Annotated in this window: 24 protein-coding genes; 9 read left to right on the top strand and 15 right to left on the bottom strand. The window is 44.6% G+C overall.

Features of this window, described 5'->3' with window-relative positions; genetic code table 11:
• Positions 1–43: 43 nt before the first annotated feature.
• From NX845_RS00795 to NX845_RS00780, 4 genes are all read right to left on the bottom strand, one after another.
• Positions 44–997: a class I SAM-dependent methyltransferase gene (locus tag NX845_RS00795; protein WP_029224502.1), complete on the bottom strand. Its 954-nt coding sequence runs from the start codon at positions 995–997 to the stop codon at positions 44–46.
• An 8-nt stretch (positions 998–1,005) separates the two neighbouring features.
• Complete coding sequence (locus NX845_RS00790) at positions 1,006–1,704, bottom strand: TIGR01621 family pseudouridine synthase (protein ID WP_065681218.1); 699 nt, start codon at positions 1,702–1,704, stop codon at positions 1,006–1,008.
• Positions 1,705–1,883: 179 nt separating this feature from the next.
• Positions 1,884–3,500 (bottom strand): methyl-accepting chemotaxis protein, encoded by a 1,617-nt coding sequence (locus tag NX845_RS00785; RefSeq protein WP_017094404.1) that lies wholly within the window; start codon positions 3,498–3,500, stop codon positions 1,884–1,886.
• Positions 3,501–3,714: 214 nt separating this feature from the next.
• Complete coding sequence (locus NX845_RS00780; protein ID WP_012604350.1) at positions 3,715–5,148, bottom strand: sodium-dependent transporter; 1,434 nt, start codon at positions 5,146–5,148, stop codon at positions 3,715–3,717.
• Positions 5,149–5,515: 367 nt separating this feature from the next.
• Here NX845_RS00780 and cls point away from each other — a divergent pair, with 367 nt between their 5' ends.
• Both cls and NX845_RS00770 read left to right on the top strand, forming a co-directional pair.
• Positions 5,516–6,970, top strand: a complete 1,455-nt coding sequence (cls, locus tag NX845_RS00775) for a cardiolipin synthase (RefSeq protein ID WP_004734615.1) — start codon at positions 5,516–5,518, stop codon at positions 6,968–6,970.
• A gap of 183 nt (positions 6,971–7,153) precedes the next feature.
• Positions 7,154–8,338: a cystathionine beta-lyase gene (locus NX845_RS00770; RefSeq protein ID WP_215515333.1), complete on the top strand. Its 1,185-nt coding sequence runs from the start codon at positions 7,154–7,156 to the stop codon at positions 8,336–8,338.
• Positions 8,339–8,424: 86 nt separating this feature from the next.
• Here the strand turns inward: NX845_RS00770 and NX845_RS00765 are convergent, their stop codons facing one another.
• The 9 genes from NX845_RS00765 to pspA form a co-directional block, all read right to left on the bottom strand.
• Positions 8,425–8,895 (bottom strand): hypothetical protein, encoded by a 471-nt coding sequence (locus tag NX845_RS00765; RefSeq protein WP_017079009.1) that lies wholly within the window; start codon positions 8,893–8,895, stop codon positions 8,425–8,427.
• Positions 8,886–9,866: a winged helix-turn-helix domain-containing protein gene (locus NX845_RS00760; RefSeq protein WP_215515332.1), complete on the bottom strand. Its 981-nt coding sequence runs from the start codon at positions 9,864–9,866 to the stop codon at positions 8,886–8,888. Before NX845_RS00760 ends, NX845_RS00765 begins: the two co-directional genes overlap by 10 nt.
• 109 nt (positions 9,867–9,975) lie before the next feature.
• Positions 9,976–10,542, bottom strand: a complete 567-nt coding sequence (locus NX845_RS00755) for a DNA-3-methyladenine glycosylase I (RefSeq protein ID WP_102488209.1) — start codon at positions 10,540–10,542, stop codon at positions 9,976–9,978.
• 76 nt (positions 10,543–10,618) lie between these two features.
• Positions 10,619–13,729 carry an efflux RND transporter permease subunit gene (locus NX845_RS00750; RefSeq protein ID WP_017079006.1) on the bottom strand — a complete coding sequence of 1,037 codons (3,111 nt, stop codon included), beginning with the start codon at positions 13,727–13,729 and terminating at the stop codon, positions 10,619–10,621.
• Positions 13,722–14,807 (bottom strand): efflux RND transporter periplasmic adaptor subunit, encoded by a 1,086-nt coding sequence (locus NX845_RS00745; protein ID WP_215515331.1) that lies wholly within the window; start codon positions 14,805–14,807, stop codon positions 13,722–13,724. The genes NX845_RS00750 and NX845_RS00745 overlap by 8 nt, the downstream gene beginning before the upstream one ends.
• 1 nt (position 14,808) lies before the next feature.
• Positions 14,809–15,843 carry an efflux RND transporter periplasmic adaptor subunit gene (locus tag NX845_RS00740; RefSeq protein ID WP_017086192.1) on the bottom strand — a complete coding sequence of 345 codons (1,035 nt, stop codon included), beginning with the start codon at positions 15,841–15,843 and terminating at the stop codon, positions 14,809–14,811.
• Between the two features lie 157 nt (positions 15,844–16,000).
• Positions 16,001–16,387 carry an envelope stress response membrane protein PspC gene (gene pspC / locus NX845_RS00735; RefSeq protein ID WP_102456047.1) on the bottom strand — a complete coding sequence of 129 codons (387 nt, stop codon included), beginning with the start codon at positions 16,385–16,387 and terminating at the stop codon, positions 16,001–16,003.
• Complete coding sequence (gene pspB, locus NX845_RS00730) at positions 16,380–16,613, bottom strand: envelope stress response membrane protein PspB (protein ID WP_029222098.1); 234 nt, start codon at positions 16,611–16,613, stop codon at positions 16,380–16,382. Before pspB ends, pspC begins: the two co-directional genes overlap by 8 nt.
• Positions 16,614–16,627: 14 nt before the next feature.
• Complete coding sequence (gene pspA / locus NX845_RS00725; RefSeq protein ID WP_065605561.1) at positions 16,628–17,299, bottom strand: phage shock protein PspA; 672 nt, start codon at positions 17,297–17,299, stop codon at positions 16,628–16,630.
• Between the two features lie 316 nt (positions 17,300–17,615).
• On the opposite strand from pspA, the gene pspF reads away from it, so the two are divergent.
• The 7 genes from pspF to NX845_RS00690 all read left to right on the top strand — a co-directional run bounded on the left by pspF (position 17,616) and on the right by NX845_RS00690 (position 24,795).
• A complete protein-coding gene (pspF, locus tag NX845_RS00720; RefSeq protein WP_004734603.1) occupies positions 17,616–18,638 on the top strand; it encodes a phage shock protein operon transcriptional activator in 1,023 nt (340 codons plus the stop codon).
• A gap of 102 nt (positions 18,639–18,740) precedes the next feature.
• On the top strand, positions 18,741–20,363 hold the full coding sequence (gene sapA / locus NX845_RS00715) for an ABC transporter substrate-binding protein SapA (RefSeq protein ID WP_017083274.1): 1,623 nt from the start codon (positions 18,741–18,743) through the stop codon (positions 20,361–20,363).
• Positions 20,363–21,325, top strand: a complete 963-nt coding sequence (locus NX845_RS00710) for an ABC transporter permease subunit (protein WP_004734601.1) — start codon at positions 20,363–20,365, stop codon at positions 21,323–21,325. The genes sapA and NX845_RS00710 overlap by 1 nt, the downstream gene beginning before the upstream one ends.
• Complete coding sequence (gene sapC / locus NX845_RS00705) at positions 21,312–22,199, top strand: putrescine export ABC transporter permease SapC (RefSeq protein WP_017078998.1); 888 nt, start codon at positions 21,312–21,314, stop codon at positions 22,197–22,199. Before NX845_RS00710 ends, sapC begins: the two co-directional genes overlap by 14 nt.
• Entirely contained in the window at positions 22,199–23,200 is a 1,002-nt protein-coding gene (locus NX845_RS00700) for an oligopeptide/dipeptide ABC transporter ATP-binding protein (protein ID WP_017078997.1), read from the top strand. Before sapC ends, NX845_RS00700 begins: the two co-directional genes overlap by 1 nt.
• The gene (locus NX845_RS00695; protein ID WP_017086198.1) at positions 23,197–23,979 is read left to right on the top strand and encodes an ATP-binding cassette domain-containing protein; all 783 of its coding nucleotides are present in this window, start codon (positions 23,197–23,199) and stop codon (positions 23,977–23,979) included. The genes NX845_RS00700 and NX845_RS00695 overlap by 4 nt, the downstream gene beginning before the upstream one ends.
• A gap of 36 nt (positions 23,980–24,015) precedes the next feature.
• Positions 24,016–24,795: a DUF2927 domain-containing protein gene (locus tag NX845_RS00690; RefSeq protein ID WP_260256404.1), complete on the top strand. Its 780-nt coding sequence runs from the start codon at positions 24,016–24,018 to the stop codon at positions 24,793–24,795.
• Positions 24,796–25,035: 240 nt separating this feature from the next.
• Here NX845_RS00690 and NX845_RS00685 read toward each other — a convergent pair whose 3' ends face one another.
• Both NX845_RS00685 and NX845_RS00680 read right to left on the bottom strand, forming a co-directional pair.
• A complete protein-coding gene (locus tag NX845_RS00685) occupies positions 25,036–25,425 on the bottom strand; it encodes a DUF2750 domain-containing protein (protein WP_004734596.1) in 390 nt (129 codons plus the stop codon).
• Positions 25,426–25,573: 148 nt separating this feature from the next.
• Entirely contained in the window at positions 25,574–26,479 is a 906-nt protein-coding gene (locus NX845_RS00680; RefSeq protein WP_065681213.1) for a manganese-dependent inorganic pyrophosphatase, read from the bottom strand.
• Between the last annotated feature and the right edge of the window lie 136 nt (positions 26,480–26,615).

Genomic DNA, 26,615 nt, shown 5'->3' with positions numbered 1-26,615 from the left:
ATATGAGCGGCGTTTTTATATTCTAGCTAACACTTAAACCTAATTAGGCATCTGCAGAAGCGCTAATTTTAAATCTCAACACCTTCAAGCTTGAATCAAGGTCGACATCGACAAACTCAGGTGGGTTGTCCAGACGCTCAATGAATTCAACGCTTGGCGCTTCTTCTACCATCGTCTCAATTAGGAAGTTTGGCGATACTGCTGGTGAGTTAACACAAGCAATCACTTCTCCGCCTTCTGTTAGAAGATCAGGCAAGCGACGTAAGATCTTTTTGTAATCTTTAGTTAAAGCAAAGCTGCCTTTTTGGAACGAAGGCGGGTCGATGATAACCAACTCGTAAGGGCCACCCTTTTTGATTTTCCCCCACGACTTAAAGATATCGTAACCAAGGAAGTTAACCGAGCGCATGTCGTGATCATTCAAGCGGTGGTTATCACGGCCTTTATTTAACGAGCCGCGCGACATATCTACGTTCATGCATTGGCGAGCGCCACCAGCGATAGCCGCTACTGAGAAACCACAAGTGTATGCGAACAGGTTAAGGACATTCTTATCCTTAGCATTGTCTTGTACCCACTGGCGACCATTACGCATGTCGAGGAACAAACCAAAGTTCTGATTACGGCCAATGTCTAACTGGTACTTAAGGCCGTGCTCAACTACAACGGGTGAGTCATTAAGTTCGCCCCATAAAACTTCTGACGGCGCACCATCGGCATAACGATGTTGCAGAACAATACTGGTGCCCTGCTTTGCTTGCCAGATGTCTTTATTAGTCAGATCAACCAATCCGGCTTTGAGAGATGATAAGAATTCGTCATCCACCTCTTTGAATACGTTAACCAATAACTGCCCATCAACCCAATCACATGTCAGTTGATCTAGGCCTGGCCAAAACTTACCACGACCGTGAAAAATACGGCGTAGTTCATTCGGCACTTCATTAAGTTGCTGTTCAATATGACTAAAAAACAGAGGTAAAGCTGATGCTTCCATTATTTCACTCACTTAGTGTTTAGCTTTGGCCAAGTTAATGACCAAGGTTCAAGCCAGTTGTCTAAACCATTAGACACGATCTCTTGATGCCACTTCTCGCCCAAGGAATTTAGGCTTCTTGGATCGCAGACATGTTCGTAGGCTTGTGATTGATAGGTAAATCGAATCGCGAAGGCATGCAGATAACCTCTGTCGGCCTCACTCGATGGATTATAAATAGGGTCACCAACAATGGCTGAGCCGATCGACTTCATCGCGACACGGATCTGGTGAGTTCGTCCCGTATAGGGTTTACATAAAAATAAACGCTCACCGGGTTCAGCCGTTGCAGATAAAAACTGGGTAATCGCTGGGTTTTCTTTGCTTGTCAGTAACTTCCAGCTCGAGCGTCGTGAACGCTCCATATCTCCTGAAATCAGCCCCTGCTTTTTCTTAGGCTTCTTCGAACCAATCGCAAGGTAGTACTTCTCGACTTCACGCTTTGCGAACAGCTGTGAAAGCTCACTTGCTGCCGAAGCATTTTTTGCCAGCAGTAGAATACCTGACGTCATTTTATCGAGACGATGGACTAGGTATAGCTTCGGCTCGTTGATTGCTTTAGCAACTTCTTGCAACAACATGGTATCGCCATCGTCTTTATGGACGCTGACGCCAGGATGTTTGTTTATGAGTAAAAAATCAGAGTGGTTCAGAAGAATGTCGAACATTTAAAGGCTAGCTCCATTGTAGAACGTGGAGTATACCGTGTCTGAACCCAGATTCCAGCTACGAAAAAGCCCAACTCACTCAATAAATATTGAATCATTGGGCTTCTTTTCAGCAAGTAGCAATTAGTGCTTGGTCTTTACTCGATTAGCATTCGGAAAATAGAACAAAGCCACCCGCCCTACGCGAGTTTGAACTTACCGACTAATGCTTCTAGCTCAGCAACTTTAGCGTTCAAGCCTGAGGTATTTTCAGAGCTGCGAGTCGCTAATTGCAAAGACTGCTCAGAAATATCACTGATCGCCGTAATATCCGCTGCAATTTCTTTGGTCACCGCTGTCTGTTCTTCTGCCGCGGTAGCGATAGAGTTGACCATGCTTTGTACATTGCCAGCACCACTTACAATCGCTTCTAGCGCCGAAACTGCGCCAGAGCTTTGCTCAACACCAATCTCAACTAGACGACAGTTATCTTGAGTGTAAGTCACCGCTTCTTGCGTACCAGATTGAATCGACTGAATGATACCAGACACTTCTTGAGTCGCTTTGGTCGTTCTCTCTGCCAGTGCTCGTACTTCATCAGCAACCACTGCAAATCCACGTCCAAACTCGCCAGCACGTGCCGCTTCAATCGCGGCATTCAGCGCCAGTAGATTGGTTTGCCCAGCGATGTCTTCGATTACCTTAATAACGCTGCCAATCTGTTCGCCATGTGAACCTAGCGTATTCATTTGTACCGACATGTCGCTCATTTGAGTCGACACTTGTTGGATACTTGCCACCATTTCAACAATCACGTTACGGCCATCTTCTGCTGACGTTTCTGAGCGACGCGCCTCTTCATAAGTAGAAGTACCTTGCTGAGCGACTTCAGAAATGGTCAAGCTTAGCTCTTCTGCGGCAGTCGCAATCAGGTTAGCTTTATCAGCTTGCGCAGAGGCACCAGAAACGATGTCTTGACTGATTGATGATAGCTCGCCTGTCACCGATTGAACTTGGTTCGTCACAGAAGAGATTGAACCCAATAGGTCGACCAAAGATTTCTGCATTTGGTTAATCGACGTAGCCAGTTCAGCCAATTCGTCACCAGAATCATCAATAATGTCGCCTGCCGTTAGGTCACCATTTGCTACACGTCGTGCTACTTGTTCAACACGAGTCAGGCGGTTGGTAATAGAGCTAGATAATACAAACGCAATCACACAACCAAACACAATCGCAATGGCAGACAACACCATGATGGTGCGTTCGATGGTGGTAAACGAATCGGTTAATACAAGCAGCGATTGTTCTGTATCGGCACGCTCACTTGCAGACGCTTGGTCCAGTAAGTTTTCAACCGGGATTAGATTGCTCTCATATAAGGAGCGAAGCTGCTGGATATTCGATAACAGCGCAGACTCATCGTTGATCATAGGTACAAGCTTAGATTCAAACTCTTGAGTAAAGCGCCCCATCAGGTCTTCAATTCGCTCAATACGGCGATGGTCTTCTGAACCTCGACTCTCTAAACGTTTTGCTTCTTTAATAGCCTGAGCAAATTCATTCTTGTTGGTTCGATAATCATTAAGCGCATTGTCGGCCTGAGTAATCGCACCAAGTGCATCGCGATAAACATCCCCGGCTTCATCTATCAATACAAGGTAGGTCACCGTTCCCGGTACATCATCCATCCTAATTTCATCAGCGCTCTTGTGAGCTCCAATGACTTCTATCCATACAATACCGACTAACGTGACAAGCACCGCCAATATAGAGCCAAATCCGGCGTACAACTTCTTCCTAACTGACAATTTCACACAACACCTACTTAAATAAAATACAGCTCAATCAGCTATTACTTTTCATTATATCGGCTACCAGACCAATAACTTTAAGTATTTATTTTTCTTTGATAATTAAGTTAGTAGCATAAAAAAACGGGAGCCAATGGCTCCCGTTTCTTAACTTACTTTAACTCGCGGATTGTAGCTTCTAAGAGCTATGGTTTCTTAGAGCTATAGCTTCTCAGAACTATAACTTCTTAGAGATAAGCGCAGAGCCAGCAATGATACCAATACCTAGTAGCATGATTGCACCTTTACCGCTGTCGAAGCCAGAAGAGATACCCATGAACGCTACGATAGCGATAGCTACTGGGATGATGTACTTAACAAGTGTGTACCATAGACCGAATAGTGGGAAAGATACTTCACCGTCGTTAGTGATTTCTTTCTCTAGGTCAGCACGGTTTAGTCTCCAACCAGCGAAGATACATACCAACATACCGCCAACTGCTAGGAAGATTTTATCCGTTAGTAAGTCGAAGATATCGAATGCACCAGTACCAAACAGTGTTGGACCGAAGCCGCCAAGTGATAGAGAAGCGAAGATACATAGAATCGCCATTACTACACTTGCAGACAGTACTGCAGTCACACGCTTCATGCCTTTCTCATCGATTAGGTAAGAAACCACAACTTCAAGTAGAGATACTGAAGAAGTCAGTGCCGCAACACTTAGACCAACGAAGAACATTAGAGCAAATAGAAGACCAACTACGCCGCCCATTTCAGCGAATAGCTGAGGAACAACAACGAATACTAGACCAGGGCCCGCCGCAGGTTCCATACCAAATGCGAACATTGCAGGGAACATTGCAACACCAGCTAGGATAGCAACGCCTGTATCCATCGCCGTAACCATAGCTGTAGTTTGAACTAGGTTCTCTTTCTTCTTAAGGTAAGAACCGTAAGTCAACATACAACCCATACCAAGAGATAATGAGAAGAATGCTTGACCTAGTGCAGCTAGAATTACACCGCTGTCTACTTTAGAGAAATCAGGGCTGAATAGGAATTCAAGACCAGCCATCGCGCCCGGAAGCATTAGGCCTTTGATTGATACCACGATAAGGATGATGAAAAGAAGTGGCATCAGAATCTTACCCGCTTTCTCAATACCGCCAGAAATACCTTTCATAACGATGACAACGTTAAGTAGTAGGTATAGGCCCATCCACATAAGTGGTTGAACTGGGTTTGAGATAAAGCCACCGAAGCTGTCACCAATTGCTTCAGGTGCGTCTAGTAGACCACCAGCAATCTTACCGATGTATGCGATAGACCAGCCACCTACTACAGGGTAGAAACCCATGATTAGTAGACCACTGACTACGCCGATAACACCAGCGAACGTCCAACGACGGTCAGTTGATTTAAATGCACCTACTGCTGATTTTTGCGTATGACGGCCAATCGCAAATTCAGTCAGCATGACACTGAAACCGATGAAGATTACAAAAAACAGGTAAATTGCAACGAATGCACCGCCGCCACTTTCGCCTGCTGTGTAAGGGAATTTCCAGATGTTACCTAGACCAACAGCAGAACCTGCTGCAGCCATTACGAATCCTAACTTCGAACCCCAGGTATCGCGGGGTGTTGTGGTTGTATTACTAGTAGCCACGTGTACTCCAAACTTTTGTGTTGTGTGATGTTGTGTTTTGCTTTGGGTGGCGTCTTTAAAAGATAAGGTGTATAAAAAAATTTACACACTTAAAAGATTTGATTGACGCTCGTTGTATGGCAAGTAAACCAGTTTAAGAATAAAATTGGAAGTCCGAACCGTACATATTTCGTTACCAATGTAAATTTTTATGGTTAAATGCCGTCTTTTTATACAAAACAATCGTTTTCTTCTTAAGTTAACCAAAACTTAACAACTATAACCTGTTTACAGCTTTTGCTCTATTTTGTAAATAGTTGATTCCTTAAATTCCCATATCCTCAAAATAGCATTACTATCTAAGTGTCTCTTTTTTCGAGTATTCAATGTGGAAAAGCTCTACCATTTTTTAACTTTAGCTTCCGTTGCTTTGTACTGGGTTCTCGTCGCCGGTGTGACCTTTCGTGTCGTACTAAAACGACGCTCTGTCAGCGTTTCTCTCGCGTGGTTGATGGTTATCTACATTATCCCGATTGTTGGCGTGGCCTGTTACTTCCTTTTCGGCGAGCTAAACCTAGGTAGAAAGCGGGCTGAGCGCGCACATCGCATGTTTACTCCGTTCGGTGATTGGTTCCGCCAATTAAATGATTGTCAGGTTCACCTTCCAGGTAAAGTTGGCTCCCCAATCCACAAGATTGATGAGCTTTGTAATAATCGAATGGGTATTCCTGCACTTAGTGGAAACACACTTTCACTGCAAGCTTCACCCAATGAGATCCTGCACGCAATTATCGAAGATATAGAAAACGCACAAACCAGTATCAAAATGGTTTTCTACATTTGGCATCCTGGTGGCCTAACCGACTCCGTAGCCTCTGCACTGATTCGAGCGGCCAAGCGTGGCGTAGATGTTAAGGTTTTACTCGATTCAGCAGGTAGTCCACGCTTTTTCAAAAGCCATTGGCGTTCAATGATGAAAGACGCTGGTGTGCAAGTTGTGCAAGCATTAGAAGTAAGCCCATGGCGTATTTTCTTACGTCGCCTTGATTTAAGACAGCACCGTAAGATCATCGTGATTGATGAATCCATCGCCTATACCGGTTCAATGAATATGGTGGATCCGGCGCATTTCAAGCAGAGTTCAGGCGTTGGTCAATGGATCGACGTAATGGTCCGAGTCACGGGGCCAACCGTTAACGTACTTTCGGCTATTCATGGTTGGGATTGGGAAGTAGAAACAGGCGAACGCATTCTTCCTGATTTACCTGAATGCCCGATTGAAGAAATAATGACGCACCATCCGGTTCAGGTCGTTCCGTCTGGTCCTGGTATGCCGGAATATTTGATCCTACAAGTTCTGACTATTGCCATTAATCAAGCCAATCGTTCTGTGCGCATCACTACCCCTTATTTTGTACCGAGTGCCGACTTGTTAGAAACGCTGAAAATGACAGCGCAAAGGGGCGTAAACGTCGAACTGATCATTCCACACAACAACGATTCATTGATGGTTAAATGGGCTTCTCGTGCTTTCTATACAGAGTTACTTGAAGCTGGCGTTAAGATTTACGAATTTTACGGTGGCCTTCTTCACACCAAATCGGTAGTGATTGATGAAGAGTTTTGCTTAATCGGAACGGTCAATATTGACATGCGCAGCCTTTGGCTAAACTTCGAAGTGACGCTAGCCGTTGATGACGTACACTTCACCAAGCAACTGTTTGATTTGCAGCAATCCTATATTGAATCATCTCATCCAGTGGAATTGGAGCAATGGGAGCAGAGAAATTTACGTAACCGCTTCTTCGAACGATTGTTCTATTTGTTCAATCCCCTGCTGTAATCCAATCAATGGACCCACTGCGACTCATATCTCTCTGATTATCAGATTTTTGACCTTTCACAATAAACGACGTGAAAGGTTAAAAAGCGAAAGAAAAGCATAAAAACTCCCCCTCTGCTCTTGCTTTGAATGCTATTGGCATGTTTTAAATAGGACATAACCGATTGATAAGGAATTCACAGCATGTCCGAGAACAAAACCACTAAACTGATCACTGCAGGTCGTGATAAGAAGTGGACCAATGGTGTCGTTAACCCACCAGTACAGCGCGCTTCTACTGTCGTGTTCAACTCAGTAGAAGAAAAGCGTAAAGCTACGATTAATCGCGCTAATAAAACGCTTTTTTACGGACGCCGTGGAACCAACACTCACTTCGCTTTCCAAGATGCCATGGTTGAAGTCGAGGGCGGCGCAGGCTGTGCACTTTACCCTTGTGGTACTGCAGCCATTTCAAATGCCATTCTTTCTTTTGTAGAAACAGGCGATCATATTCTGATGGTCGACACCTGCTACGAACCGACGCGTGATTTCTGTGACACTATCATGAAGAAGATGGGTGTAGAGACGACCTACTACGAGCCAACGATCGGTGAAGGCATCCAAGACCTTATTAAGCCAAACACTAAGGTGCTGTTTACCGAATCTCCGGGCTCAGTCACCATGGAAGTGCAAGACATTCCAACGCTAGCGCGTATTGCTCATGAACACGACATCATCGTGATGCTCGATAACACATGGGCTGCTGGTGTGAACTTCTCACCGTTTGATTTTGGCGTTGATATCTCGATTCAAGCTGCGACCAAATACATTGTTGGTCACTCTGATGTGATGTTGGGTACGGCTGTTGCCAACGAGAAGTGTTGGGATCAACTAAGAGAACAGAGCTATTTGATGGGGCAATGTGTATCACCAGATGACGCTTACCTTGCCCTTCGTGGTATTCGTACTCTTGACGTTCGACTACGCCAACATGCAGAGAGCAGCTTGAAAGTCGCAAAATGGTTGGAGACTCGACCTGAGGTTGATCATGTTCGTCACCCTGCCCTTGAGTCTTGCCCAGGCCATGAATTCTTCAAACGAGATTTCACTGGCGGTAATGGTTTGTTCTCTTTCGTGCTGAAGAACTCAAATACAAAAGCGACCACAGCGCTGCTTGATGGTATGACGCACTTTAGTATGGGTTACTCATGGGGTGGCTTTGAAAGCTTAATTCTAGCGAACGAACCGAACAGCTTCGATAGCCTAAGAACAGTAGCGAACCCTAACTTCACAGGAACCTTGGTACGTGTTCATATCGGCTTAGAAGATGTCGATGACCTGATTGCAGACCTAGAAGCAGGATTGGAGCGTTACAACGCGTTCGTTTAATTTAAAGCGTTAGTAGACTCAGACCAAAAAGGCAGGATATTCCTGCCTTTTTTAGATTAGCGCATTAGACACATCGCTTTAAAAAGCTACTGAACGTCAAAGCACGCCCAATTGAAAATTTCAGAGCGGTGTTCATTGAACAAATACAAAGACTGATCCTTGACTGCAATAGCGTAATCAATCGTTACCCCTTTATACTCACTATATTCATTGTTAATAATTGGATCATGGAAAGGGGTCGCCGTTCTCACATCTATAATGCTCATCGACAAATTATTCCCATCAAGCTCATAGTGTCCGAAATACAGATTTTCCATAGTACTCTCCTTACCGTCTTGCTCTGTAATCGTCACAAACTCTCTCATGCTAAAGGTATGGTCAGATTGAAAAGTAAGGCTTATACGCTCATAAAGCGATTGATATGGTTGGAATGCCTGAGATAAAAAATCAGTTTTAATCGTTTTGCAATGCCATCGAGTGCCCGCTAATACGTTCTGTTCTGGCAAAAAACTTGCAGCAGCAATTACCACTAAAATGAGTAAACCAATTAGTCGCAAAAGTAACTCCTCTTCTTCATATACTGAGCAAAGGAATCAAAAGACGATTCTACATTGAAAACCGAAGCACTATAATTCAGAGCCTCACCATCTTTCCTTTGAATCAACATGTATAACGCGTCATCTTCGGGTTGGTCAACTGATGGGTAAATACGGACAAAGACATCAACGTTACAGTGGCTCGGTATCACCGCTGTAATCTTTTGAGTGACCGCAGGCAACGAATAGGAGTCATTATGAGCAATATGGAAGAAGTAGTGGTTGGTATTGTCGGTGTAACTGTCACGATATTCCGCTTTATCAATAAAATAAGGCAGGGGCGTATAGTAGGTTTGGAAAAGATTGAACGCCGTTACTGCGACACAAACCAAAGCGAGTAAATAACCGGCTTTAGCGAGGTGTCTATTAGACACAACATTTGCCTGTTCTTGCTTAACTGCACTCTGATCTAGGTGTGACTCACTAGGTAGCTCGGAAGAAACAACTTTCGCAGAATCTGCATCAATCAATGCTTCATTTATTGTTAACGGGTCTTGGGATATTTCTTGGGGCAAAGGTACGTTTTGCTTCAACGTAGAATCGGCAAGCGAGACACCGAGTTCGCAGACTTCTTTACTCGCTTGAGAAGGCACCTCTTCAGTTACTGTGGACCGGCTCAACTCGTCGATTTCAAGAGAATACCCTGTCTTACTAACGGTACGAATCGTCGCGCAACCACAAGTTACCCTAGACAGTGTTTTTCGAATCTTTGAGATAACGTTAGTCAGCGCTTGCTCTGAAACAATTACATTACCCCAACACCTATCAAATATCAGACCTCGCTCGATGCACTCACCAGCATTTTCAAGCAAGAATAGAAACACCTTACCTTCTAACGGCGCGATAGTTTCTACGTGGCCATCTTCACGCACAAACTGCCTAAGCAAGGGATCATAACGAGCATCACATATTTGGTAGATTTGTTGTTTCACTATCGTCTTCTAGGTTTGAATTCGGTCGCATATGATATTAAATAGTTTACAAATGACCAGTAAATTTTCCAATTTTCACGCAATTATTTCGCGACGAGAAATAACACTTTTATTTGTGTGGACAACCTTCTAAATGATCATTAACCATACCTGTCGCTTGCATAAACGCGTAACAGATTGTTTCCCCTACAAACTTAAAGCCTCTCTTCTTCAAAAACTTACTCATTGCCTTAGACCGCTCAGTAGAAGCAGGAACTTGAGACATCTCAGTCCAGTTGTTCTCTATCACTTTGTTATCGACAAATTGCCATAAAGCATTTGATAAAGAGCCAAACTCTTTCTGGAGTTCAAGTGTTGCTCGAGCATTACCGTATACAGAGGCGATCTTGCCCTTATGCTTAACCACATCGAAGTTTTCAATGATATGAGGCACGTTGTCTTCATTCAACTCAGCTAGCTTGTTGAGATCGTAATTATCAAATGCAGCACGATAGCCTTCACGCTTTTTAAGGATCGTAATCCAACTCAGGCCCGCCTGAGCGCCTTCTAAAGTAATGAACTCAAACAGAACTTGGTCATCATAAACAGGCACGCCCCACTCTGCATCGTGGTACTCCCTTTCTAATTCGTGCTTAAGTGCCCATGCACACGTTCTATCCACTGTATTCGCTTCCATTTCGATAGTCTCTTTTAGTAATCGTACATAAAAATAATGCCCCAAATAGGGGCATTATTTCAAAGGTTAGTTGACGTTAAGCCACTTCAATTTTATGGAATAAACGATACAGCACAGGTACTACGATTAGCGTGAGTACAGTCGCAAAGCCTAAACCAAACATAATGGTTACTGCCATCGGCTTGAAGAAGATATCCGGTAGTAGGGGGATCATACCAAGAATCGTTGTAATCGCTGCCATACATACCGGACGAACACGACTCAGTGCCGCATCAACAACCGCTACATACGGATCTTTACCGGACTTCATCTCAATCTCAATTTGATCAAGCAGTACGATACCGTTCTTAAGTAGCATCCCGGATAAACTCAAGAAGCCTAGCAATGCCATAAAGCCAAATGGTGTATTCAAGGCTAATAAGCCTGTCGTTACCCCGATTAGCGCTAATGGAACCGTTAGCCAAACAATCAGCGGTTCTTTGACCGAGTTGAACAAGAACACGGTAATCAAGAACATGAACAGGTAACCCATCGGCATAGTGGTAAACAGAGACGCTTGTGCATCAGCAGATGACTCATATTCACCACCCCACTCCAACGAATAACCCGGTGGCATCTCAATCGCTTCAATTTGTGGCTGTAAGCGTTTCTGTAACGTCGAAGCCGTTTCTTCACCCAATAGGTCGTTGTCGGCCATTACCGTCAGCATACGCTTACGGTTCTTACGGATGATAAGTGGATCTTCCCATTCCAATTCGTAGCCAAGCGTCACTTGCTGCAACGGAATATATTCGCTTAATGCCGGGCTCCAAATCTTCATACCTTCGATGTTGCGAATATCAACTCGCTCATCTTCAGGTAAACGAGCCACAATAGGCATCAACGTAGTACCATCACGATACACACCAATCGACTTACCAGAGAAAGACATCGCTAGGAAATCATCAACGTCAGACTTGGTAATACCATAACGACGCGCTTGGCTTTCATTGAACTGAGGCTCTAAGACCTTAGTTCTTTCACGCCAATCATGACGAACGTTAAACGCTCCGTCATCGGCACGCATGATGTCCATAACTTGAGCTGCGATTGAACGTAGCACGGTTGGGTCTGAACCGACGATTCGAGCCTCAATTTTCGCACCGCCACCAGGGCCTAATTCAATTTGCTTAAGTTTGTAATCAATTTCAGGGAACTGGCTGTCAACGTGTTCACGGAAGCGACGCATCAGCCCCTCAAGTACCTGATAATCTTTCACACGAACCGTGATTTCGCCATACGCGCTATAACTCTTCTCGGGTGAGTAGGTCAACATGAAACGCTGCAGACCTTTACCGGCCGTGGTCGTGATATGTTCAACTTCACTTTGTTCCGACAGCCAACTCTCAAGCACTCTCAACTTGGTATTAGTTGCTCGAATATCCGTACCTTCCGGCATCCAAACATCCACTTGGAACATCGGAGTAGTTGAAGATGGGAAGAATGCTTGTTTCACAAAGCCAAAACCGTACACACTAGCACCTAAACCAATCACCAGAACGATCATGGTTAGCCACGCGCGTTTCATACAGAACTCAAGGAAGTTTTTATAGATAACAAAAACCATCCCGTTGTATGGATCTTTGCCTTCGTTATCGGGATCAACCTTCTGTCCTCTGAAGAAGATATCGGCAAAAAACGGCGTGATCGAGATGGCAGTAAACCAACTCAGCATCAATGAAATCAATAGCACCGTGAACAAGGTGCCACAGTATTCGCCCGTTGAATCTTCAGACAAACCAATTGGAGCAAACGCAGTGACCGCAATCACCGTTGCGCCAAGCAGTGGCCATTTGGTTTGGGTCACGATATCAGTGGCGGCCTGCATCCGGGTTCGCCCCTTCTGCGTGCCGATCAATATCCCCTCCACCACCACAATGGCATTATCCACCAGCATCCCCAAGGCAATAACCAACGCGCCCAGTGAAATACGTTGAAGGTCGATTTTGAAGTACTGCATGAAAATAAAGGTGCCGAATACGGTCAATAGCAGTATCAAACCAATCAACAGACCCGATCGTACTCCCATGAAGAACAGTAACACCACGATTACGATCGCAACCGCCTGCCCTAAACTCACCACAAATCCGCTTACCGACTTGTTCACCTCTTTAGGTTGGTTATAAACCTCGGAGATGTCGATACCGACGGGTTGTTGATATTTAAGCTCGGCGAGTCTTCGATCAAAGTCTTCACCCACTGCGACCACGTTCACGCCTTGCGCAAAAGAGACACCCAGGTTAAGCGCGAGTTCGCCGTTATAACCAATGATGTTACTCGGTACCTCAACGTAACCACGAGTTACATTCGCCACATCTTTTAGATAGATAAGCCCTTGAGCGCCACCTTCCGTAAGAATCAAATCTCCAAGCTGTTCAACGTTTTGGAACTCACCGGTTGGATGGATTCGAATATATTCATCACCAATCCTTACTGCTCCTGCACTTGATACAATATTTTGAGTCGATAAAAGGTTAAATACCGTGCTTGGAGACAGACCCAGAGAGCTTATCCGTTTCATCGATATCTCAATGAACACTTGCTCTTGTTGTTGGCCGGAAACGGAGACTTTACTTACGCCATCAACCAACTCTAGCTCTCGCCTTAGGTAATCAATGTAATCCAGCAACTCTTTGTAGCTATAGCCATCCCCCGTCACCGCCAGCAAAATACCGTAAACATCACCGAAGTCATCGATGACTTGAGGATCATTGACGCCGGGTGGCAGTTCAACCTTGAGATCATTCACTTTTCGGCGAAGTTCATCCCATATTTGCGGAAGATCATCTGGGCCGTAGTTGTTCTTCATCGTCACCGTTACCTGTGATAGGCCGCGGCTAGAGATAGAGTTCACTTCGTCCACATAGGTAAGTTGTTGAATCGCTTTTTCTAGTGGGTAAGTAACTTCTTCTTCAACTTGTTGAGGTGTGGCCCCTGGATAAGAGGTCACAACCATCGCATCTTTGATGGTAAAGGCAGGATCTTCTAAACGACCCAAGCCGAAAAAGGCAGAGACACCACCAATAAGAAAGATCAGAGATAGCATCCAGCTAATGACTTTGTTACGTATAAAGTAAGAAGCAACACCTGTGATCTGATCATCACCCTGTTGATCGTCATTTTGGGGCTTGTTGTTTACTTCACTCATTGTTCGTCTCCTGAGACAATACTTCCACTGTCATCCCATCTCGCAATCGCGATACGCCTGCAACAACGACATGCTGCCCCATTTCTAATCCTTTCATGATCTGCAATGTTTTCTGATTGGCTTTTCCTATTACGACTTGCTGTTTCAAGACGGTACTGTCGTCATTAAGCACCCATACATAAGAGTTCTGGCGCGTTAAATCATCGCCATCCGCATTAAACACAGCTTCGATTGGGATAAGTACCCCAGCTTTTAACTCCAAGCCGATATCTCGCCCATTTGACGTCACCTCAACGGCCATACCATCCAGAATTAAATCATCTTCCGGCATAGGTAGAGCAAGCGTCACCGTGAACGTGCCCGTGCTTGGGTCAGGTTCAGTGGTGAACTCCTTAATAGCCGCCGTGTATTCATTGCCACTGGGCACTCTTACCACAGCCTCAACATTCGATAACAGCTGTTCGCTAGGCTGATTCACGTAAATCTGGTCAGGCAGTTGGATAACAACCTCAACATCTTCGACACTGTGAATGTTCACCACCTGCTGGCCTACCTGAATATTTTCATATTGATCGACACTGACACGAGAAATGATCCCATCAACAGGGGCACGAAGCTTAGTGAACGACAAGCGCAGTTTTGCGAGTTCCAGCTCGGCATAAGCGATCTGGCGTTGAGCAGCAATTTCATCAAACTGTGACTTCGCCAATAAACCTTTCTTCACTAGCGGACTTGAACGTCTGTATTGACTGTTAATTACCGTGTAACGCGCCTGAGCATTGTCGACATCCAGTTGATAATCGGTAGGGTCAAGCTCTGCAATGATGTCTCCTTGTGAAACACGCTCACCTTCTTTCACATCAAGCTTATTGATTTCTCCAGCGACTCGAAAGCTGAGATGAGCCTTCTCGGCAGCGTTTGCAACCGCAGGGAAATAGAGTTTGTCGCTAAAGTCGATGACTGAAATCTCGATAGCTTTAACCAAGGGCGTGTTATTCACTTCTACAACTTGTTTATCTTCACAAGCCGTAAGTAAAACCAAACACGACAGTCCAGCGGCCACTTTAAGTGTTTTCATGTTATAGCCCCCTTTCCTTGATCCACTCTCGAACTTTAACGCCCGGTTCAAGACCATTAACACCAGAAGTTACGATGCGATCACCATCGTTCAACCCTGAAACAATATGGCGCTTTTCATCGATGATGATTGCGACATTTTCAACAATACCGTCGCTATTCACGCGCCACACAGAAACATCATCTCCATCAGTCATCATTGCTGATGTGGGAATTTTTGTGGCGGCCGCTAACGCTGAAACTAAATGAACCGTGCCTGACATACCCGGCAAAATACCAACATCGGTGGGTCTTTCCATTACCATGGTGACTTTGTACGACCCGGTTTTGGGATCCGCTTCAGTATCAACCTCTTGGAATGCTAAAGCGTAGGAGCTACCCGGGAAAGCATCAAAAACCATGGTTGCATCCGTCTCAAACCCTGAAGAAAAGCGCGTGATAAGTTGGTCGGGTAATAAGAATACGACTTTGAGGATTTGATTCGTTTGAATATTCATCACGCCTTGTTTGGCAGCGATATATTCATGATTTTCAGCAGGAATGATGGAGATAGTACCATCGTAAGGCGCAACCAAAGTGGTATAACGTAGGTTGGCTTTTGCTTGGTTAAGCACCGCTTTAGCAGAATTATGATTGGCCTTCGCTTGGTCGAAGTCTTGCTCAGATACGACGCGATCTTTGCGCAACTTAATGGAACGTTGGTATTGAACATCGGCAAGCTTAAAGTTGGCTCTCGCTTGCTTCTCTAACAACTGATATTCGTCAGGGTTAAGCGTTGCAAGCCCATCACCTTTGGTAACCTGTTGACCAGATGTAACATCGATAGTCTGAAGTAATCCTGGAACACGAAATGCCAGTACTGCTTTGTCACCAGCTTCTGTGGTGGCTGGAAAGCTACGTTCAAAGGCATTACTACCGACGGAGACAGTGAAGAGTTTGGCGGGTCTAGAATCAGGTTCAGGTACGGGAGGAAGCTCCTTACCACACCCAGACAACCCAGCTAAGGCTGTCAATAGGACAACGGAGGCTCTATACATTAGTGATCATCCATAACTATAAATATTTTTATAACATAGATTAATCACATGTAACTTACCAGTTATCGTAAGATTTATTGAGACAAAATTATTAAAAAAAATAACGGCTTGGAATAAATTTTCCTAAACCGTTATCTAATGTTTTTCAGGTTTACCACTACATGTTCTTAAATGCGCGATCGACTTTGAAAGTATCCGAAGTCACATAAGCTTCCATATTGCGGACACTGGTCTCTAATTTCTGGAAATCACCCTCTAAAGTGCCCAGTAACGACTCTGCGGTTTGCCCTTTTTCCCAAGGTTTTTGCTTGAGCGTGTGCTCTTGTTTGGCCTTCATCTGATCGACATACTGAGGTGGTTGTTTTTCAAGCATAAATGTCAAAGCTACATACGCTAATAACACCAAAAAGCTACCACCAAGCAGTGCCGCCGAGATAACCAAGATGCGAACCAACCACACTTCAAGGCCAAAGTAGTTCGCTAACCCTGCGCTCACTCCAGATAACTTACCGTTAATTGGGTCGCGATACAGTTCTCTACTCATAGTTTCGTCTCCAGCTTGGCGACTCCGCATCCAGTATTTTTTCTAGTGTTTTCACTCGGTCTTGCATCGATTCAGCTTGAGCAGAAAGCTTGTGCAAACGCTGAAGATCCGTTTCTGAAAGACCATTACTGGATTTCTTCTTGCTGCGGTAATGTAAGAACAACCATAGCGGTGCCACGAAGATTAAAAAGACAATCAGTGGGCCTGCAATTAGAAATGTTGACATAGACAACTCCTAAATTATTTATCGCGGTTTTCAACTTGTTGCTTCAGTTTCGCCAGCTCTTTTTCAATTTCATCTTGAGCTTGTAACTCTGCAAACTCTTGGTCTAAAGATTTTGCGTTACCTGTTTTCGCGTAAACGTCCGCTTCGGCTTCTAATTCATCCACTTTACGCGAGAATTGCTCAAACTTCGCCATTGCTTCGTGGGTTTTGCTTGAATGCAGATGCTTTTGAACATCACGACGATTGCTTGCCGCATTATTACGAATCATTAATGCTTGCTGCTTCGCACGTGTTTCTGCGATTTTGGTTTCAAGCTTGCCAATCTCACTGGTCAGCTTTTCGATGGTTTCGTGAACCAAGGTTTGCTCTGTGTGAAGGCTTTTGATTATATCTTCAAGTTTTTGCTTTTCGATTAGCGCCGCTCTAGCTAAGTCTTCACGTTGTTTAGTCAGTGCTAGTGTCGCTTTGTTTTGCCAATCTAGAATCTGAGTTTCGATAGCTTCAACTTTACGTGCTAACTCTTTTTTATCTGCGATAGCTTTAGCGGAGTTAGTGCGAACCTCAACCAGCGTATCTTCCATTTCTTGGATAATCAGGCGAATCATCTTTTCAGGATCTTCAGCCTTGTCTAAAAGTGCACTGATGTTCGAATTTACAATGTCTGCAAAGCGAGAAAAAATACCCATGAGGAACTCCTTAATTACAATGATGGCAAATGTGCTTTAAAGCGTTATTCGATTTCTCAATCCACTTGCTCAAAAATTTACGTTTGTTGTTAAACCTACCATAAGTAATCCAAGTAGCGTGCCAACTTTTAAGCCATTTATTATCAGACACTTACAATAAAATGGTGATTAACCCGAACCATGCTATGATGAATTTAGCCAAGTATTGGTATTTTTCACCACTACGACTCTTATACTTAAGCTATTTACATGACGTGGTTTAAATAAGGCTTTCTAAATCACATCCATCGGCGCTCAAATCGCACAAGGACCCGCTATGCAGCAGAACCTCATTGGTGAATCACCCAGTTTTCTCTCCGTTTTAGATAAAGTGTCTCAACTCGCACCAATCGAAAGACCGATCCTGATCATTGGAGAGCGTGGAACGGGTAAAGAGCTCATAGCTCAAAGGCTGCATTACCTTTCAAGACGTTGGGATCAGCCGTTGATCTCACTTAATTGCTCAACGCTCAGTGAAGGTTTGATTGATTCTGAGTTGTTTGGTCATGAGTCTGGTTCCTTTACTGGTTCAAAAGGTCGTCATCAGGGTCGATTTGAAAGAGCGGAAGGTGGAACACTGTTTCTTGATGAGCTCGCGACCACGCCCCTAGCCGTTCAAGAGAAGCTATTGCGCGTTATTGAATACGGGCAGTATGAACGTGTCGGCGGACAAAAAGCTTTAAGTGCCAACGTAAGACTGGTTTGCGCGACCAACGCTGACTTGCCAGACATGGCATTAAGGGGCGAATTCAGAGCCGACTTATTGGACAGGCTCGCGTTTGACGTGATTACTATCCCCCCTCTTCGAGAGCGAAAAGAAGACATCACGCTGCTGGCAGAATACTACGCCATTAAGATGTGCCGTGAATTAGAATTGGAGTTGTTTGTTGGCTTTGCTCCGTCTGCCGTTGAGGCGCTGCTGGATTATTCATGGCCAGGGAATGTGCGAGAACTCAAGAACGTTATTGAGCGCGCAGTCTACCAGCACGGTAAAGACCCATATCCTATTGAATCTTTGGTGTTTAACCCATTCAAACCCGCATGGAAAATAGATCAAGATTCCACGCATGAAATTGGCAATGCGCCCTCCAACAGCCATACTTCATCAGAGAGCTCGTTTTCTTTGCCACTTGATTACAAAGCATGGCAAGAACAACAAGACATTAAGCTGCTCAATCAAGCCCTAAAACAGAGCAAGTACAACCAGAAACAAGCAGCAGAATTACTTGGATTAACCTACAACCAATTACGTGGAATGGTGAGGAAGTACGCGATTGTCGGACAAGCTAACGATAAATAGCTGTCAGCACTTGATTATTATTTGGAGCCGAATAAATAAAATGTTAAATTATCCGGATCTTGAGGCTCCTCTAACGCCTCGTTTCGAAAAGTATTTCTTTTTATGAAAGCACTAATAAGACTATCACTGAGCATCTGCACGCTGAGCTTTTTAGCTGGATGTGGTGAGAGTGTGAATCACGAGCAAATCCGTGAAAAAGGCTTCATTTATTGCGGCCAAGGTAACCCTAGTACTTTCAACCCACAACTGGTTGATAGTGGCATTACCTCAGAATCGCTGAGCCCTCAAATTTTCGATACACTGCTCACTCTTGATCCAATGACTTATCGACCAAAACAGAACTTGGCAACAAGCTGGTCTGTCGATGAATCGGGTACAGAGTACACTTTCAAACTGCGCCCTAATGTTGCGTTTCAAACCACAGACTGGTTTACCCCAACTCGCAGTATGAATGCACAAGATGTGGTCTTTAGTTTTGAGCGAATCATTGACAGTTCAAACCCATTTCATTATGTGGGCGGCGGCCTATACCCATGGTTTGCCGGTATCGACTTCCAAAACCTGATCATTGATATCACTGCGGTTGATGACCTGACGGTGAAATTCCAATTAAGTCGCCCAGACAATTCATTCCTCAACAATATCGCCACCAGCTATGCGGTCATTCATTCTAAAGAATATGCCAATAAACTCATTGCTACGGATGAAAAGAATGAAATAGACTCCAAGCCCGTTGGCACAGGTCCTTTCTACTTGGATGAATACCAAATCAATGATCTAGTTCGCTTGAAAAAGAACAAGCACTATTGGAAGGGTGACGTAGAAATGGACCAAGTTGTGTTTGATACTTCACAACGTGGGACAGGGACTCTTGCCAAGCTACTTCGTAGTGAGTGTGATGTATTGAACTCACCGATTTCTAGTCAGATTCCTATTATTCAAGCTCATGAAGAGTTGAAGATTTCCGCCACGCCTGCGGTTAATGTCTCTTTCATCGCCCTGAACACCGAGCACCCTGCACTGCGTGACTCACGAGTGCGCAAAGCGCTGAACTTGGCTATCAATCGTCAGAACATTCTTGATTCTGTTTATTACGGTACGGGCACGAAAGCCTACACTCTCTTGCCACCGACCTCTTGGGCTTACCAAAAAGACAGCGTTCAAGTTCGCTATGACCGCAACTACGCAGTTGCGCTTCTTAAAGAAGCCGGGGTAGAACCTGGGCTAGAACTTTCAATGTGGGTGCCATTAGAGCCAAGAGCCTACAACCCAAGCCCAAGGAAAACGGCAGAATTAATCCAAGCAAATTTAGCTGATATTGGTATCGAACTTAAGCTCTATACCGACGACCGATTTGATCGTACACAGCTATCATCCATTTCCTCAACAGACTTGTTGCTCACAGGTTGGATCGGCAATACGGGCGACCCAGACAACTTCTTGCGTCCGCTTCTTTCATGTAGCTCAGAGCGCGCAGGATTAAACGTCTCTATGTGGTGTAACTCTGACTTTGATTTCCTTCTCGACTTAGCATTAGAGATCAATCAACAAAGGCACCGTGTGAACTTGTATCGACAAGCCCAAAACATTCTCAATGAAGAAGTTCCTGTGATTCCTCTCGCTCATGGCGTGCAATTCCGCGTGCACGATCGTTCGCTAAGTGGCTTTAAGCAGAGCCCGTTCAATGCTCAACCTTTTGATCAAGTCAGAAGAGAGGTGCAGTGATGTTTTGGTATACATTAAGACGTGTAAACTTATTCATTATCACACTGGGCATCCTGACGTTAGTGGGGTTCGCTCTGCTTCGACTAGACCAAACCTCACCTTGGGCGATTCAAGATTTTTGGCCCGGTTGGCTTAGCTACATCACAGAATTATCGACACTGAACTTTGGCTTGAGCAAGCACGGAGCGCCTATCATCGATGAGCTTGTCGTGGTATTCCCTGCAACGTTAGAGCTGTGTTTCTTTGCTTTTGTGCTTGCGCTGTTTATCGGCATCCCTTTCGGCACTATTGCTGGCATGAGACAGGGTAAGTTTGTCGATACCACCATATCGTTTACTTCAATGGCCGGTTACTCTGCACCTATATTTTGGGTCGCACTACTGATGATCATGGTGTTTTCGTTGCACTTTGAGATGTTCCCAGTTGGTGGGCGATACGACCTGCTTTACGAAATTGAACACGTCACTGGCTTCGCTATAATTGATGCCTTTTTTGCTGAAGGTCGTTATCGAGCACACGCACTGCAAAGTGTTATCGAACATATGGCATTGCCTTGTCTGGTTTTGGCATTAGCGCCAACCACTCAGGTAATTCGACTGATGAGAGCGTCAGTGGCTGAAGTGATGACTCAAAACTACATCCGCGCCGCACGAATTAAAGGTCTTTCAACAAGAGAGATCGTCACGCAGCACGTGTTAAGAAATGCGATACCACCGATTATTCCTAAGGTCGGCGTTCAACTATCAAGTATGTTAACGCTCGCTATTATTACCGAGTCTATCTTTAACTGGCCGGGTATTGGCCGCTGGTTATTGGATGCTTTATCTAATCAAGATTACGTTTCAATTCAAGCTGGCGTAATAGTGGTAGCAACCTTGGTTTTGACCGCAAACATTCTGTCCGATCTACTGGGCGCGATGGTCAATCCACTGGTAAGGAAGGAATGGTATGCTAACAAATAACGTCTACCAAGAAGAGCAGATTCCAACCCAGTTCGAGCGTTTCTGGCGCAGCTTCCGTGGCAATAATCTCGCTATGTTTGGACTGTGGTGTTTGGCCTTGATCATTCTAATCACCGTCACTTCACCATGGCTAGCTCCGCATGATGCTCAAGAACAAACGGGACACCTGTTAACCCCACCCTCTTGGGATCCCTCAGGAACTGTTGAGTATTTCTTAGGTACCGATGACTTAGGCCGAGATATTCTTTCTCGTCTGATTATCGGCTCTCAGCTGACGTTTGGTGCCGCGGTTGTGATTACCTTTATCGCAGCAGTCATTGGTTGCCTGATTGGCGTACTTGCGGGGATGACTCGTGGATTATTATCAAGCACGCTAAACCACCTGCTTGATACCGTTATGTCGATTCCGTCTCTGTTACTGGCAATTATCTTCGTGGCGTTTCTTGGGTTTGGCGAGTTTAATATCTTGCTTGCCTTATGTTTAGCATTGATTCCACGCTTTATTCGTTCGGTATATATTGCCGTGCACGCTGAAGTAGAAAAAGACTATATTTTGGCTTCTCGCCTCGATGGTGCGAACGACTTCTACCTGTTATGGAATTCAATCCTTCCTAATATTCTTACCGTGGTGGCACTTGAAATTACGCTGGCATTGTCAGTCGCCATTCTTGATATCACGGCTTTGGGTTTCTTAGGGCTTGGCGCTCAAGCACCAAGTACCGAATGGGGCTCAATCTTGGGTGACTCTGTAGAGCTGATTTACCTCGCACCATGGACAGTAACCCTACCCGGTTTAGCCATTATGTTTACAGTGATTGTGATTAACCTCGTCGGTGAAGGTGTTCGCCAAGCGCTAAATGCAGGAATCGAATAATGCCTTTACTTGATATTCGACATCTAACCATCGAGATTGAGACCCCTCAAGGGATGGTTAAAGCCGTTGATAGAATGAGTCTTACCCTCAATGAAGGGGAAATTCGCGGCTTAGTAGGTGAATCAGGCTCAGGCAAGAGCTTAGTTGCAAAAGCGATCGTCGGAGTATGTAAAGAAAACTGGAAGGTTTCTGCAGACCGAATGCGCCTTGGCAATATCGACCTCCTGCAACTGACACCCAAAGAACGACGCCGAGTTATTGCTCGTGATATCGCGATGATCTTTCAAGAGCCATCCTCCTGCCTTGACCCATCTGAAAAAGTGGGCCATCAACTGATTGAAGCGATTCCTTCCTATTCGTTTGAAGGTCGGTGGTGGCAGAGATTCAAATGGCGTAAGAAGCAGGCCATCGCTCTACTGCACAAAGTCGGTATTAAAGATCACTCTCGTCTTATGGACAGTTACTCTTATGAGTTGACCGATGGTGAGTGTCAAAAAGTCATGATCGCCATGGCTATCGCAGCCAAACCAAAAGTCTTGATCGCTGATGAACCAACCAACGATCTAGATCCGATTACACAGTCTCAAATATTGCGTCTGTTGAGTCGTATGAATCAGATCAATAACACGACCATCGTGCTGATCGGCCATGACTTAACCACCATTACCCAATGGGCAACTCGCATTACCGTTATGTATTGTGGTCAGTCTGTGGAATCAGCGGATACGCAGAAGCTGTTAGATGCACCGAAACACCCATATACCGTCGCGCTACTGAAAGCGATGCCTGACTTTAACGACTGGATTCCTCATAAAGAGAAGCTACAGTCTTTGCCAGGTTCAATCCCTCCATTGCAGCACCTTCCTATTGGTTGTCGACTAGGACCACGTTGCCCGTATGCGCAAAGGCAATGTGTTGAGATTCCTTATACCAAACGAATCAAAAACCATAAGTTTAATTGTCACTTCCCTCTTAATATGGAGAAGAAAAAGAAATCATGAGTGCATTATTAGAAGTCATTGATTTATCTAAAGACTTTACGACTCGCTCTGGTCTTTTCCGTAAAAAGATTCATCAGGCAGTGAAACCAGTAAGCTTTTCGCTTGAGGCGGGACAGACGATTGGTTTTATTGGTCAGAATGGTTCAGGAAAGTCGACATTAGCAAGAATGCTAGCAGGCATGGTAGAGCCAACTGCAGGCGAGATTCGTGTGAACGGTGAAAGGCTAGAGCACAAGGACTACTCGACTCGCTGTAAGCTGATTCGAATGATCTTCCAAGATCCGAACACCTCGCTTAACCCGCGCATTCAGATTGGTCGAATTCTTGAAGGTCCATTAAAGCGAAACACCAATATGCCACCAGAAGCCCGTATGCGTCGTGTGAAAGACACCCTGTTGCGTGTGGGCCTTCTACCGGAACATGCTTACTTCTACCCGCAGATGCTGGCTGCAGGCCAAAAACAAAGGGTTTGTTTGGCTCGTGCGTTAATCCTTCAACCATCAATCATTGTTGCAGACGAAGCGTTGAATGGTTTGGACATGGCAATGCGCTCGCAAATCATCAACCTGTTCTTAGAGTTACAAGAAGAGATGGGCGTATCGTTCGTTTATGTATCTCAACACCTCGGTATTGTTAAACACATTACCGACAAAATCATCGTCATGCACGAAGGCAATGTGGTTGAGAGTGGGGAAACAGATCAAGTGTTAACCAATCCAACTCACCAAATCACCCAAAGATTGGTTGAGAGCCATTTCTCCAAAGCGCCGAACCACTAATCTCGAATCACGCTACGTTCAACAAAGGGGAAAGGTATGTTTTTAAGAGCTTCAATGCTTCCCCTTTTGTTGGCGCTGTTTTCCTTTAACGCAGCAAGCACACCCCTCACCTGGCTAGATAGAAGCTTCGTCGAAACTGCCTTTTATAACGTCGCACTTCAACACGAATATTCCCAAGGCAACAAGCCACTCGCTAAATGGAAACAACCGATCAAGATATGGGTTGATCATCGAGTGGGCGATGAAGAATTGCATCAAGAGCTCACAGAGCTTCATATCCGACACTTATCCGAAGTCACTCAGCACCCGATAACAATCGTCAACAAAGAGTCTGAAGCGAACGTAAAATGGATATACACGAGGCAAAGTCAGTGGGTATCTGAGTCGAAATCAGTACTCAAACTCAAATCAACTGAGCATTTAAACAACGCTATTTGCACGGCGGGTTATCGAACAAATTCTAAAGGTGAGATTGTTTACGCTGGGATTGTTATTCCCGTTGATCAAGCAAGATCGCGAGGTAAGCTCGTCGCCTGTATCGTGGAAGAAATCACACAGGTTTTAGGCCTGCCGAATGATTCAGATAGAGCCTACCCTTCTATTTTTAATGACCATACGCCAGAAGACTTATTGTCACCCTTAGATGTGGTGCTACTAAAACTACTGTATGAGCCTGAATTGAAAGCTGGAATGACAAAACCTGAAGTAAAACCTATTGTTCGAAAGATACTAAAGCAATACAGCGAAACTGGCGTGCTCCAACAAGCTTCAAAAGCCGCGCAGCAAGCACCGTTGTATCAGTTAATTGGGTACTAATGGAATAACCGGCTACAAACAGAAATATTGAATACTAACGGAATGATCGAGTACTAACGGAATAACTAGCCACGAACAGGAATATTGAGGGCTAACGGAAGAATTGAGTACTACCAGAAATAGACAGGGACGTTACTTTGTTTTTCTGAACAGCTTAGATGGGAAAATAGAATGATAGCGCTGCCTAAGAAAAGGCAACGCTGACTTACCATGTAACCGTGTAACCGTGTTACGAAAGCACTAACGCTTAGCAGCCTGCTTTTTCAATTCGAAGTCGAATTCATCCGGGAACAAGATAACACCTTCTTCCTGTTCGTTCGGGAACACAACCACTGCAAGCTCGTCATCTTCTAGACCGTTAGTCCAACGGCTGTGCCATTTGTTCAACGAGATAGACTCAGCTTTACACTCAGACCAATCACCCGTAGCCCAAGATTCAGCAAACTCTTGATTTGGCCATACTGGAACACAATCTTCATCTTCTGTGTTAAGCATTACACAACCGTGTTCATCGGTTAAGATCCATACTTCACGGTTCGCTACGATTTCTTTCACACAGTACTTTAGGCGTTGCTCACCCGTATACTTATTGATTTCAGCGATTTTTTTATCGTCTAGCTGTGTAGTCATCTTAATTTCCTACTTTAGTCAGTAACTTTGCTCTTAAAGCTATTTTATGCCGAGAGCTTTTAACTTCAAACATTTTGATGAAGAAGAAAATCCACTTCAAAGAAAAACGCCTGCTAAATTAGCAGGCGTTTATAATTAAGCGACTTGATTAAACAAGCTCACCCTGTAACCAAGGCCAGCCTTGCTTCTTACGGCTTAATGTATTTTCCATCATTAATACGCCGTCTTTCTCGTGCTTAACCAGTTTATCAGCCCACTCACCTTTGTATAGAAGGTGAGTTTGCGCAGTAGTGATGTCTGTTAGCATTACCGCAGCAAATGCTAGACCGTCTTTCTCACAACGTTCTTCAAGATCCGCTTCTAGCGCTTCAATCATGCCATCTACTTGGTCAAGAGTCGCAAGCTCAACTTGACCAACAACAACATCACGACCGTTGAATGGGTAGCCTTTAAGGTCTTTTTCTACTAGTTGTGCAGCAGATAGGCCTTCGATGTTTGTCTTAGCGATTAGAAGCGCTTTGATGAATGCATCAACGTCAGTCACGCCAGCGATTTCAGCAAGCTCAGCAACCGCGTCTTTGTCTTTTTGAGTACATGTTGGAGAAGCAAAACCAACCGTGTCTGAAAGAATTGCAGACATCATCAGTTTAGCGATTTGTTGAGAGATAGAGTGACCTTCAATCTTGAACATGTTGAAAAGTACAGTATTTGTACAACCAACAGGCCAGATCCAAGCTTCCATAGGGTTAACTGTCATCGCGTCACCTAAACGGTGGTGATCGACAATACCTACGATCTCAGCTTCAGCAACATCGTCCGGTGCTTGTGCTAGATCTGAGTAGTCTACTAGCCAGATTTTTTCACCAGCAACAGAAGTACGAAGTTCTGGTTTTTCAGCACCAGCGACTTCTAGAATGTGTTGAGTTTCGCGGTTGATCTCGCCTTGGCGAATTGGTGTCGCTTCCTCGCCACGAGCTTTAAGAAGCTCTGTTGCAACTAACGCACTACAAATACTGTCACTATCAGGGTTTTTGTGACCAACAACTAAAATCATGTTTCTTCCTATTACACTAACAATTATGACTCTACCTTTAGAGCCTCTCTTTATTAGCCATACTTTACCTCATTTTTTCAGGTTGGTCATGTTTCGTAGGTTTAGCCAATGGTAACAATAGATAAAAAAACAACAA

The organism is Vibrio sp. NC2, from assembly GCF_025195005.1.
GTDB lineage: Bacteria > Pseudomonadota > Gammaproteobacteria > Enterobacterales > Vibrionaceae > Vibrio > Vibrio splendidus.
Note: the sequence above shows the minus strand (reverse complement) of the source record. Positions and strands in the feature narration are given on the sequence as shown.